Origin of the sequence: Pseudomonas sp. NFACC24-1, from assembly GCF_900115235.1 — a bacterium.
In the GTDB taxonomy this organism is placed as follows: Bacteria; Pseudomonadota; Gammaproteobacteria; order Pseudomonadales; family Pseudomonadaceae; genus Aquipseudomonas; species Aquipseudomonas fluorescens_AA.
The window spans coordinates 84127-95463 of the sequence record NZ_FOVS01000014.1; the positions used below are offsets into that span (position 1 = coordinate 84127).

At 57.9% G+C, this 11337-nt stretch carries 12 protein-coding genes; 11 read left to right on the forward strand and 1 reads right to left on the reverse strand.

From position 1 onward, the window contains the following. Entirely contained in the window at positions 1-930 is a 930-nt protein-coding gene (locus BM317_RS15015; protein WP_072406279.1) for an electron transfer flavoprotein subunit alpha/FixB family protein, read from the forward strand. Between the two features lie 144 nt (positions 931-1074). Here the strand turns inward: BM317_RS15015 and BM317_RS15020 are convergent, their stop codons facing one another. Next, on the reverse strand, positions 1075-3033 hold the full coding sequence (locus BM317_RS15020) for a hypothetical protein (protein ID WP_092474830.1): 1959 nt from the start codon (positions 3031-3033) through the stop codon (positions 1075-1077). A 308-nt stretch (positions 3034-3341) separates the two neighbouring features. Here BM317_RS15020 and BM317_RS15025 point away from each other — a divergent pair, with 308 nt between their 5' ends. The 10 genes from BM317_RS15025 (at position 3342) to BM317_RS15070 (ending at position 11334) form a co-directional block, all read left to right on the forward strand. Continuing rightward, positions 3342-4166 carry a substrate-binding periplasmic protein gene (locus BM317_RS15025; protein WP_092474833.1) on the forward strand — a complete coding sequence of 275 codons (825 nt, stop codon included), beginning with the start codon at positions 3342-3344 and terminating at the stop codon, positions 4164-4166. Positions 4167-4175: 9 nt separating this feature from the next. Beyond that, positions 4176-4535, forward strand: coding sequence for a DUF4398 domain-containing protein (locus tag BM317_RS15030; RefSeq protein ID WP_072406275.1), 360 nt, complete (start codon positions 4176-4178; stop codon positions 4533-4535). Beyond that, complete coding sequence (locus tag BM317_RS15035; RefSeq protein ID WP_014339473.1) at positions 4532-5341, forward strand: OmpA family protein; 810 nt, start codon at positions 4532-4534, stop codon at positions 5339-5341. Before BM317_RS15030 ends, BM317_RS15035 begins: the two co-directional genes overlap by 4 nt. Before the next feature lie 200 nt (positions 5342-5541). Next, complete coding sequence (locus BM317_RS15040; RefSeq protein WP_092168571.1) at positions 5542-6984, forward strand: aminotransferase-like domain-containing protein; 1443 nt, start codon at positions 5542-5544, stop codon at positions 6982-6984. Positions 6985-7069: 85 nt separating this feature from the next. Beyond that, entirely contained in the window at positions 7070-7549 is a 480-nt protein-coding gene (locus tag BM317_RS15045) for a translation initiation factor 2 (protein WP_092474898.1), read from the forward strand. 150 nt (positions 7550-7699) lie between these two features. Next, positions 7700-7954, forward strand: a complete 255-nt coding sequence (locus BM317_RS15050; protein WP_060741261.1) for a YkgJ family cysteine cluster protein — start codon at positions 7700-7702, stop codon at positions 7952-7954. 53 nt (positions 7955-8007) lie between these two features. Continuing rightward, a complete protein-coding gene (locus tag BM317_RS15055; RefSeq protein WP_092168574.1) occupies positions 8008-8616 on the forward strand; it encodes an START domain-containing protein in 609 nt (202 codons plus the stop codon). Positions 8617-8756: 140 nt separating this feature from the next. Next, the gene (locus BM317_RS15060; protein ID WP_072406264.1) at positions 8757-8993 is read left to right on the forward strand and encodes a hypothetical protein; all 237 of its coding nucleotides are present in this window, start codon (positions 8757-8759) and stop codon (positions 8991-8993) included. Positions 8994-9194: 201 nt separating this feature from the next. Continuing rightward, positions 9195-9536 carry a ribonuclease E inhibitor RraB gene (locus tag BM317_RS15065; RefSeq protein ID WP_003179463.1) on the forward strand — a complete coding sequence of 114 codons (342 nt, stop codon included), beginning with the start codon at positions 9195-9197 and terminating at the stop codon, positions 9534-9536. 388 nt (positions 9537-9924) lie between these two features. Next, positions 9925-11334 (forward strand): circularly permuted type 2 ATP-grasp protein, encoded by a 1410-nt coding sequence (locus BM317_RS15070; RefSeq protein WP_060741264.1) that lies wholly within the window; start codon positions 9925-9927, stop codon positions 11332-11334. The last annotated feature ends 3 nt before the right edge of the window (positions 11335-11337 follow it).

The window sequence follows — 11337 nt, forward strand, 5'->3', positions numbered from 1 at the left end:
ATGACTATCTTGGTAATCGCCGAACACGATAACAAGGTGCTGGCTCCGGCCACGCTGAACACCGTTGCTGCTGCCGCCAAAATCGGTGGCGATGTGCACGTCCTGGTGGCCGGGCAGGGCGCAAGCGCCGTTGCCGAAGCCGCTGCGAAAATCGCTGGCGTGGCAAAAGTGCTGTCGGCCGACAACGCCGCCTATGCACACCAGTTGCCGGAGAACATCGCACCGCTGGTAGCCGAGTTGGGCAAGGGCTACAGCCACATCCTGGCAGCCGCCACTTCCAACGGCAAAAACATCCTGCCGCGCGTTGCCGCTGCGCTGGACGTCGACCAGATCTCCGAGATCATCTCGGTAGAAAGCGCCGACACCTTCAAGCGTCCGATCTACGCCGGTAACGCCATTGCCACCGTGCAATCGAACGCATCGGTCAAGGTCATCACCGTCCGCGCCACCGGTTTCGACCCGGTGGCCGCCGAAGGTGGCTCGGCTGCCATCGAAGCCGTAGGCGCTGCCCACGACGCTGGCATCTCCAGCTTCGTCAACGAAGAACTGGCCAAGTCCGATCGTCCTGAACTGACCGCTGCCAAGATCGTCGTTTCCGGCGGCCGTGGCATGCAGAACGGTGACAACTTCAAGCATCTGTACGCCCTGGCCGACAAGCTGGGTGCTGCTGTCGGCGCTTCCCGCGCGGCGGTCGACGCAGGTTTCGTACCCAACGACATGCAGGTCGGCCAGACCGGCAAGATCGTTGCGCCACAGCTGTACATCGCTGTCGGTATCTCCGGCGCGATCCAGCACCTGGCCGGCATGAAGGACTCCAAGGTGATCGTTGCGATCAACAAGGACGAAGAAGCGCCGATCTTCCAGGTGGCTGACTATGGCTTGGTAGCGGACCTGTTCGAAGCCATCCCTGAGCTGGAGAAGCTGGTCTAATCCGGCCTCTTCACTTCAGGAAGGAGCCCGGTTTTTTGCCTTTGCTACTGCTTGTCCAAGTAGACGCTGGGCTCCCTGAAAAATCCGATGCCAGATCGTGGCATCGGATTTTTTATGCCTGTTCAACGGGGCGTGTAGTGGATCTCAGGGCCAGTTTCTGACCAGGAGACCGTCGGGCCCAACCGTGTAGTTCGACGGGCGTCCCAGGCCAGGGATAATTGGCTTTCTTCCGAGGCTATTGAAGTTCTCATTGTCATGGCTGCCGTAGCATTCGATCGCAACGTTGTTGCTCGATCGATGAGCGGTTGAGCTACCCAGGCTCAAGGTGTTCCCTGTGGCCGCTTTATAGGCAGACGCGTCGAAGACGCAGTCAACGACACTGACGAATCCCACTTGAGGGGTGTCCAGGGAAATATCGTTATCGTTGTAGTTGCTTCCAAACTTCACGACCACATTCTCGAGGCTCAAGCTTTTTAGCTGGGCGTGCCCACCCCAATAGCATCTGAGACGGCTGGCGCTGGAGTCGCGAATATGAATCTCCGATTTTCTGCTGCCCATCAAGAAGCCATAGACTGCGTCGACATCGATCACTTTCAGGCAAAAATGCACTTTGCTCTGGCGAGTGTCCGCTGCGCCAACGCGCAATATAAAACCGCGCGATGGTGGCATTCTTATTTTTTCAAGCCTGATATTGACGACGTCGGAATCGGCACCATTGAATGGAAGGAAGGCATAATCGAATGAGATACCGCCTTGCGCTGTCGTGGCGTCTACGCCGCTGATATTGATATTTCTCGGAGGGAGTAGTTTGCGTTGGTTGTTATAGTGATCCTCAGTGGGGAAACTGATCAGTTCGCAGGCCTGTTTGCTGAAGATTTTTATATTTCTAATAAGAATATTCGAAGGTAGTGCGTAGGTTTCAGGTTGATCCATCAGTCTTATTGCGCTGTCGTCAAGGACCAGTATGCACGTTGTTCGCGTCTGTGCTTTATCTACGAACTGAAAGGTGCAGTTCTCTACGATCAGCGTCCCTCGTAGTTCTCCATAGTCGGTGCGCATGCCCAGGGCGCTCCAGGAACGTGTCATGAACTTGCAATCGAGGATCTCGATGACTGAGTCATCGCTGCCTGTTCCAAATGAGCAGCCTTTTCCATGAAAGACGCAATTTCTGACCTGAATGTCTTGAGCATTGAAATGACAGTGGAAAGCTTCCAGTTCGGAATCAACGACGCTGACATTACGAACATTATTGCCGTCAATCGTTTTCCAGCCGGTATTTCCGGAGATGTTGGAGAAGCTCATTTTTAAACATGCATTGAGAATCACGTCATAGATGGCTTTCGGGGAAATTCCTGGCTGATAAGCCGGCCACCCGTATCCAGGAAGATTGACCCCGTAAAAGGAGACATCGTAACAGTCGCTGCAACGGGTGAGCGCATAGTAAGTATCGTCAAAAGTCTTGCAGATACAACGTAAGCCGATCACGTCTACCAGGTCTCGATTTATTTGAAAAATCGGGAAGGTGACCGGTCCCTTGACCTCTATGGAGGGAGCCTTGATCTGCAATCTGCTTTGCGGAAGCTTGCGTAATTTAATCGTTACCGTTGCAGACCTGGAGTAATCAAAGCTCAACGGATAGACCAATCGACCGTATTTGGTCATGAGCGTGACCGTACTTTTCTTTTGAGGCGCATTTCTGTCGCCATTGCGGAAAATATAAGTATCGTCACTGGACACTACGACAAAACTTTCGGCATATTCATCAATGATATCGCTGGGCAGTGTGCCGCTGAGATCTGTGCCCAGATAAATCAGATGCGTGGGAGCAAAGTCACCCTTGGCGACAGAAAAACTCCGCTGCTTGCGTTGCTCCGGATGTTCCATGATCGCCAGGCCGCCTGAGTCCATGATCAAATGAGCGTTGGCAAAATCTAGATTGGTGTAAATCAGGACTTGCTGTTTTATTAGAAACCGGCCCGTCGCCGAGATGGTTTTGTTCTCAAGGAAAGCTGCATCGGAGCACCGTTGAAAGGCGAGGGCATCGTCAGTGATGCCATCGCCAATAGCACCGAAATCCCGAACATCAAGGTAGGAATTGTTCATTTTCTTTTCCTCATGTTTTTTGTTGTTTGCAGTACGTCGGAACCGGTCGTGATCCGGGTTGACCACTCAGTAAATCTACAGGGTAGATGAGTGTTAATTAGTGGAGGTGTTTTCGGTGTTGCGTTAAGTTTCGGGTTAGCCCCTGAGATGCAGCGACTCATTTTTGTATTTGACTGGCGTCTTACCCTATGGTGAGGTCTCGAGTTTTCGATAGTTGCCCGTACCCGTGACATTTCCCTTTAGGAACAGAGATCATAACTGTCGGAGCGACATCCGCTTTCCAACCGGTATCTGCACAGGAATTAAAGATGGACAGGTTTTACATCGCTGCGCTGTCGCTACTGTTAGGCTTGTCCACGGTATCTTCGGACGTCTTGGCGTTGGGCAAATGTGAACGCCTGATCGCCACCGGCAGCCCGGACGCACCGCCTTACCTCTGGCAAGACCCTCAGGACCCCAAGCACCTGATCGGCGCTGGCGCAGACCTGCTGGCACAAGTGGCAGGCGAACTGGGGATCAAGATCGAGCTGCTTTACGCTGGCAAGCGCGCCCAGGCACTGGATGAAGTGCGCAGTGGGCGCATGGACCTGCTCACCGACGCGCCACTGAGCAGCACGGGGCTTGAAGCGCTGGATTACGTCCACCCGCCCTTGCTGGAAAACGATTACCTGGTCTGGACCCGCAAGGACTCGACGCTGGTCATCAACCAGCCCGGGGACCTTCATGGTCACCTCGGTGCCTTGTCGGAAAAATCCCGAATGACCCAGGGATTTGGCGTTTTTGCCGAGCAGCAATTGTCCCTGGTGCGCACGCCCAATCTGACCCAGGCCTTTCAGAAATTGCTGTTGGGAGAGGTGGAATATGTCCTGGCGGGTCGCTATTCGGGTCTGGCGATGGCGCAGACACTGGGCATGGCCAACGACCTGCAAGCCGCACCGCAACCGGTGGACAAACCCGGGCTGTTCCTCGCGGTTTCCCATAACTCCGCCTGCAATGACCCATGGTTACGCGGACAGCTGGCGCAAAAGATGACAGAATTGGCCGCGTCCGGTCTGACGGAGGCTGTGTTGCAGCGCAATCTCGAACGCTGGAAAACACAGTTGCAGCCGCCTGTCAGTGCCCCAAAACAGTAGGGAACATTAGTGACTATTCGACCTCTTTTCGCTGCCCTGGCCGTTCTGGCTCTGGCGGGCTGCGCAGCCGATCCGGCGCCGAATGAACAGATCCGCCTGACCGAACAGGCACTGCAGCAAGCCCGGGCCGTTGGCGCCACCGCCGATGAAGTGCCCGAATTGAAACTGGCTGAAGAAAAATTCGCCCGAGCCAAATCCAACATGGCCGACGAATCCTACAAGAAGGCGCGCATGCGGGCCGAACAGGCTGAACTCGACGCCCGCCTGGCCGAAGCGAAGGTGCTGACCCTCAAGAGCCAGGAGCAACTGAACGTGCTCGACACCCGCATCAAGCGCTTGCGCAAACAGCTGAGGGAGGATGCCCAATGAAGCACTCCCACGTATTGGGCGGTCTGGTCCTCGCCGGCCTGGCCAGCTTGTATGGCTGCGCCGGCCAACGCAGCGAAGCGGCGCTCGAGCAGGCCAGCACCGATTTCCAGAAGGTCAAGGAAGACGCCAACGTATTGCGTGCCGCGCCTCGGGATGTGATCCGCGCCGGGGAGTCCCTGGCCCGTGCCGATCGTTTGTCCAGCTACTGGGGCAGCGGCGAGGATGTGCAACATTACGCCTACCTGAGCCAGCGCTACAGTGCGATCGCCCGGGAGCACAGCAATCAGGTGCTCAACGAAGAGCGCGCGGCGAAGCTTGAACTGGAGCGTCAGCGCCTGCAGTTGGCCCTGCGCGAATCCAAGTTGCTGAGTGTGCAGCAGCAAGGCAAATGGCTTGAAGAACAGATCATGGCGATGGCGACCACCCAGACCGATCGCGGCCTGGTAATGACCCTGGGCGACGTGCTGTTCGACACCGGCGAAGCGGAACTGAAGAACTCGGCCAACCGGGTGGTGCTCAAGATTGTGCAGTTCTTGCAGCTCAATCCCAAGCGCGTGGTGCGTATCGAGGGGTATACCGACAGCACGGGCGGTAAGCAGGAAAACCTCAAGCTCTCTCGCGATCGCGCGCAAGCGGTCGCGGATGTGCTGGTGGACCTGGGGATTGATGAAAAGCGCATCCAGGTCGAAGGCTACGGTGATGAGTACCCGGTGGACGTCAACGCTTCCGAGCGGGGCCGGGCCCAGAACCGTCGCGTTGAAATTGTGTTCTCCGACGAAAAAGGCCAGCTCGGCGCCGCCCGCTAAGGGTTGCGTCACTGGAAAACCCGGCCCCTGTAGCAGGCGCCGGGTTTTTTTAGCCCTTTAATCGATGCAGGATGAGTACAGTTAGAGCTGTCACTCCACTGTACTGTCGAGTAATCTGGCAACTGTCCCAGTACACTTCTAAACTGTTCCGGTATCGTTTCCGACAAGAATAAAATGCCCGTGAAATCGAGTGCTGCGTCATGACCAACCTCCTGCTCTATCAACGTATTGCGCAACAGCTGGCTGAAGACATCCGGCGCGGTGTGTATCAGCCCGGTGAACGCGTGCCTTCGGTGCGCAAGATGAGTTCGCAGCTCAACGTCAGCCATGCCACGGTGTTGCAGGCCTACGCGAACCTTGAAGATCAGGGGCTGATTCGCGCGCGGCCGCAATCGGGCTACTACGTGCACCAGACACCGGCCCTGACGGCACCGACACCGGACATCGCCCGGGTAGAGCGCCCGGGGCTGGTGACGCGCAGCAGCATCATCCAGCAGGTATTGGTCGAGTCGCGCCGCGAAGGGGTGTTCCCCCTGGGCGCGGCGGTGCCGAGTGTCGACTACCTGCCTGTCCGGGCCCTGCATCAGCAATTGGCCAAGGTCACGCGTTTCCACAGCCCACGGGCGTTCAGCTACATGTTCAGCCCGGGCTTCGAGCCGTTGCGGCGCCAAGTGGCGATTCGCATGCGCGACGCCGGTGTCGTGGTGGACCCTTCCGAGGTGGTGATCACCCACGGTTGCGTCGACGCGCTGCAGATGTCCTTGCGGGTGCTGACGCGGCCGGGGGACTTGATCGCCGCTGAGTCGCCGACCTATTACGGCTTGCTGCAACTGGCGGATCTGTTGGGCCTCAAGGTCATCGAGATCCCCAGCGATCCGGTCACCGGCATGAGCCTGGAGGCCTTGCAGTTGGCGGCCAACCAGTGGTCGATCAAGGCGCTGGTACTGACCACGCGCCTGAGTAATCCCCTCGGCGGCACCATGCCCGAGGAGCGGCAAAAGCAACTGCTGCGCCTGGCGTCGGACTTCGACATCCAGATCGTCGAGGACGATATCTATGGCGAGCTGATGTTCGAGCAGGGGCGCACCAAGGCCCTCAAGGCCTACGATCGGCTGGACCGGGTCATCTACTGTTCGAGCTTTTCCAAGACGTTGTCGCCGGGTGTGCGCATCGGTTGGATGATCGCGGGGAAATTCCAGCAGGAAATCCAGCGGCTCCAGACCTTCAGCACTCACTCGGCGTGCAGCGTTACGCAGATGGGCATTGCCGCCTACCTGGAAAACGGCGGCTATGACCGGCACCTGCGCTATATCCGCCAGGAGTACCGCAAGAACCTCAGCGCCTTTCAGCTGGCGGTGCAACAGCACTTCCCCGAAGGCACGCAAATGAGCCGTCCCAACGGCGGTTTCATCCTGTGGGTCAGCCTGCCGGGACGGGTCAATACCCAGGAGTTGCATGTGCGGGCATTGCAACAAGGCATCAGTATCGCGCCAGGGCTGATTTTCAGTAACACCGAGCAGTTCAACCACTGCATTCGTTTGAACTGCGGTACCCCCTGGAACCGTGAGGCAGAGCGGGCCTTGATGACGCTGGGGTTGTTGGCGACTCAATTGTGCCAAGAAACGGCCAACGGGTTTCTATAGAAATCAGCGGCTTAGCTTGATGTGCTTGTCAGCGCCTCATTATCAGGCGAGCATGGGCTTTTCTGCCGTCAGTGCCGTTGTGTCTATGAGAGCCAATGTTCCTGTTGCCTGGGTTTTGATCGGCCTGTTCAGTGCCTTCCAAATGGGAGGCGCCGTCTTGGCGGCTCCGGCGCAGGAAAAACCGGTCGTCAGTGCCACGAAGAATGCGCCGAAAAAAACCTCAGTGGCCAAGAAGCCGTCCGCTAAAAAGGCGGTTGCGGCGAAGAAAAAAAAGCGTGCGCCCATTGCTTCCAAGAGCAAATCCGCCCGTGAGGTCGCCAAGACGCCATTGCCTCCGGCCAAGCTGGACCTGAGCCTGCCCCATGACATGGTCGAAGAGCTGCAGCCACCAGGTAAGGTAGCGCCGCCCAAGCGCGAACCGCTCTTGCCGTCAATGTTCGGAGAGAAACCCGGACCGTTCCAGCTCAATGGCCGGTTGTTGAGCAATGAAATGCAACTGCCGCTGCGCAATCAGGAGCGCAACGAGGTGGAAGGCGCAGCGCTGGATTTCGAATTCAAGCAGTAAGCCTTCCACAGGGCATGCAGCTCGTCGCTGACCGTTCGGTCATTTTGCCAACGGCAAAAAAACACGCAGACGGTAATTTAAAACGGGTGTTTTAGCCGTTACTCTGTCTTCTGTTACTCATCATTACCCGCCGCGAGGATTGTTGCCGTCATGAAGTGCCGTGAAGGCTGTGGCGCCTGTTGCATCGCCCCTTCCATCAGCTCACCTATCCCTGGCATGCCCCAAGGCAAACCGGCGGGAGAACGTTGTGTGCAACTATCGGTCGATAACCTGTGCCGGATCTTCGGCCAGCCCGAGCGTCCGGCGGTGTGCTCGGCGTTCGAAGCCGACATTGAGGTGTGCGGCGGCAGCCGTGAAGAGGCCATCCGCCTGATCGGTTGGTGGGAGCAAGTCACGGCAGCGTAATGGGTCAATGAACAGATCCGAAATGAACGAACTTGGACAATAAGGAAAAAACTATGGGTTCGCTGCATCGTATGGCTGTGTTGTGTGGGTTGACCGTGTTGCTGGCGACGGCCACCGCCCAGGCAGAGGACTGGCAGGTTGCCAAGGAAAAGGAAGGTATCAAGGTTTCCCTCAGTGAAGTGGCGGGCTCCAAGTACAAGGCCTATCGCGGCGTGACGGTGATGAAAACCACCATGGCCAAGCTGCGGGCCCTGCAGGAAGACGTTCCCGGCGCCTGCGCCTGGATTCATGAGTGCAAGAGCCAGAAACTGCTCAAGCACGAAGGCGACAAGAGCTGGACTTATACCCAGTTCAACACGCCATGGCCGGTGACGCCACGGGACTCGGTGCTGGAAGTCACCACCGAGGAGGGGGCCGACGGCAGCCTGACCCGCAAGCTCAAGGGTGTGCCGACATACCTGCCTGAGGAGCAAGGTTTCGTACGGGTGGCCCAGGTCGACGGCTTCTGGAAGTTCACGCCAAAGGGCGCGGACCAGATTGAAGTCGTTTATCAGGTCCACACCGAACCGGGCGGTGACGTGCCGTCCTGGCTGGCGAACAAGTTCGTGGTGGATGCGCCGTTCAACACCCTCAAGGCCCTGAAGGAACGCGCCGAAAAGTGATCGGCCAAGGCCGCACAAAACAGACCGCCCCCGAGGCGGTCTTTTCATGTGTGCCGTCCAAGCACCCAGCGGAACGATTGTCCGCCGCTCAATGTCGAGATGAAGGTAAGCCCTGCCCTGAATTGATCAAGGAGACACTGATGCAAAAGTGGGAAATCACTTTCATTGACGATCACGGTGAAACCACCGTCGAGCAGTTCGACTATGACCACAAGCCCACCATGGAGCAGGCCGCCCAGCTGATCCGCGAAAGGTTGCTACCCGTGCTCAGCCAGTTGGACCTCAACGACCTGGTTGACCGCACCGAAGACCCGACAGTCAAGAACCTCAAGTCCCAAAACAGCATCGAAATCCTCAGCATTACACCGATTTCATGAAACGTTGCCTGGTCTCGCTTGGCAGTGGCCACCACTTGCGGCTACTCTGCAATTGAGATCAGCGAAAGGATCGCCAAGGTCCGGTCTTGTCAGCTACATGCTTGTGTCCCGACGGCCATTTGATGCCGTATCGCTTGCAGCCTGAAGGCTTCACGCACGGGAAGACGGAAAGTCTATCCATCGGTTTTAGGAGGACGTTTCATGAGCACAGCCTATCAAGAAGACATCAGCACCAGCGTATTGCGCCGCATGAAAGAAGGCGGTTTCGATTTTTCCCGATTCCATCCCATTGAGTTCTACGCCATTTTCCCGGACGAGGAGCGGGCGCGCAGGGCGGCAGGTCATTTTCGGGGCGAATCGTTGAACGCGCAGATCAGTGCACGGGACGACGGGGCTTGGTCATTGGAACTGAGCCGGGTGATGTACGCCACTTACGATGATATTGGCGACTTCGAGCAAGACTTCGAGGCAGTTGTCGAACCCTTGGGGGGGGTTATCGAGGGTTGGGGCGTCAAGCAAGAGATCCGGCGCCTGCAGGCCTGACAGTCATTCACCGCAACCACAGCAACGGCTGACCTTTGTGTCGGCCGTTTTCATGTCTGTGAGCTAACCGAGAGTCCCTGTGGGAGCCGAGCTTGCTCGCGATGGCGGCTGCACGATCAACATCTTACCCGCTGACACACCACAATCACTTCCCCAGGTTTTGTACCTAACTGTATCCAGACCAGGCCGCTTCGTTTTTCCATGACTATGCTCATGAAAGCGACGCCCCTGCGTCGCAATGAAGCGGGGGCAGCGGGTTGGGGGCATTTGCCGCACTATAAAAGTGCGCGGCCTCTCAATGGAGATTCCAACCCGTTGATCATAAAGCGTTTATGCCGATGGCACGGGGCTTGCGAAGCCTTGCTGCCAGGGTGACAAGGAGCACGGCATGATCCGCAGCGGTTTTGATGAAATGTACGATGCCGACGGCCAGGTCCGCCCGCACTACCAGGCGTTTGCCCGCTGGCTGGCCGACACGCCTGACGAGCTTCTGGCGCAGCGCAGGCGCGAAGCCGACCTGTTGTTTCACCGTGCCGGCATTACGTTCACGCTCTACGGGGACGAGCAAGGCACCGAACGCCTGATCCCGTTCGACACGATCCCGCGCAGCATCCCGGCCAGCGAATGGCGGGTGGTCGAACGTGGCTGCATTCAACGGGTCAAGGCGCTGAACATGTTCCTGGCCGACCTCTACCACGAACAGCGGATCATCCGGGCCGGCATCATCCCCGCCGAACAGGTGCTGGCCAACGAGCAGTACCAACTGGCGATGCAAGGGCTCGATCTGCACCGTGACATCTACGCGCACATTTGCGGTGTCGACCTGGTACGCGACGGTGACGGCACCTACTACGTGCTCGAAGACAATCTGCGTACGCCCAGCGGCGTCAGCTACATGCTCGAAGACCGCAAGATGATGATGCGCCTGTTTCCCGAGCTGTTCGCCGCCCAGCGCATCGCCCCCATCGATCATTATCCGAATCTGCTGCTCGACACCCTGAAAAGCTCCAGTCCGCTGGACGACCCCAGCGTCGTGGTACTGACGCCGGGGCGTTTCAACAGTGCATTTTTCGAACACGCATTCCTGGCCCGGGAGATGGGCGTGGAGTTGGTGGAAGGCGCTGACCTGTTCGTACGGGATGACAAAGTGTTCATGCGCACCACCGACGGGCCGAAGGCGGTGGATGTGATCTACCGTCGCCTCGACGACGCGTTCCTCGATCCACTGGCCTTCAATCCGGATTCGATGCTCGGCGTACCGGGGCTGTTGTCCTCCTACCGTTCCGGCAACGTGGTGCTGGCCAATGCCATCGGCACGGGGGTGGCGGATGACAAGTCGGTGTACCCGTTCGTCACCGACATGATCCGTTTTTACCTGGACGAAGAGCCGATCCTGAAGAACGTTCCCACCTGGCAGTGCCGTAATCCTGCAGAGCTCTCCCATGTGCTGGCGAATCTTCCCGACCTGGTGGTCAAGGAGACCCAGGGCTCCGGCGGGTATGGAATGCTGGTGGGGCCGGCCGCGACGACGGCGCAAATCGATGCCTTTCGCGAGCGGATCAAGGCCAAGCCGCACGCCTATATCGCCCAGCCGACGCTGTCGCTCTCGACGTGCCCGACCTTTGTCGAAAACGGCATCGCTCCGCGTCATATCGACTTGCGCCCGTTTGTGCTGGCCGGCCGCGAGACCCGCGTGGTCCCTGGCGGGCTGACACGGGTGGCGCTGCGCGAAGGCTCCCTGGTGGTGAACTCATCCCAGGGCGGTGGTACCAAGGACACTTGGGTGGTCGAGGATTGAGGA

Coding starts and splice junctions, on each gene's coding strand:
- BM317_RS15015 (WP_072406279.1), top strand. CDS start 1: ATGACTATCTTGGTAATCGCCGAACACGATAACAAGGTGCTGGCTCCG.
- BM317_RS15020 (WP_092474830.1), bottom strand. CDS start 3,033: ATGAACAATTCCTACCTTGATGTTCGGGATTTCGGTGCTATTGGCGAT.
- BM317_RS15025 (WP_092474833.1), top strand. CDS start 3,342: ATGGACAGGTTTTACATCGCTGCGCTGTCGCTACTGTTAGGCTTGTCC.
- BM317_RS15035 (WP_014339473.1), top strand. CDS start 4,532: ATGAAGCACTCCCACGTATTGGGCGGTCTGGTCCTCGCCGGCCTGGCC.
- BM317_RS15040 (WP_092168571.1), top strand. CDS start 5,542: ATGACCAACCTCCTGCTCTATCAACGTATTGCGCAACAGCTGGCTGAA.
- BM317_RS15045 (WP_092474898.1), top strand. CDS start 7,070: ATGAGAGCCAATGTTCCTGTTGCCTGGGTTTTGATCGGCCTGTTCAGT.
- BM317_RS15050 (WP_060741261.1), top strand. CDS start 7,700: ATGAAGTGCCGTGAAGGCTGTGGCGCCTGTTGCATCGCCCCTTCCATC.
- BM317_RS15055 (WP_092168574.1), top strand. CDS start 8,008: ATGGGTTCGCTGCATCGTATGGCTGTGTTGTGTGGGTTGACCGTGTTG.
- BM317_RS15060 (WP_072406264.1), top strand. CDS start 8,757: ATGCAAAAGTGGGAAATCACTTTCATTGACGATCACGGTGAAACCACC.
- BM317_RS15065 (WP_003179463.1), top strand. CDS start 9,195: ATGAGCACAGCCTATCAAGAAGACATCAGCACCAGCGTATTGCGCCGC.
- BM317_RS15070 (WP_060741264.1), top strand. CDS start 9,925: ATGATCCGCAGCGGTTTTGATGAAATGTACGATGCCGACGGCCAGGTC.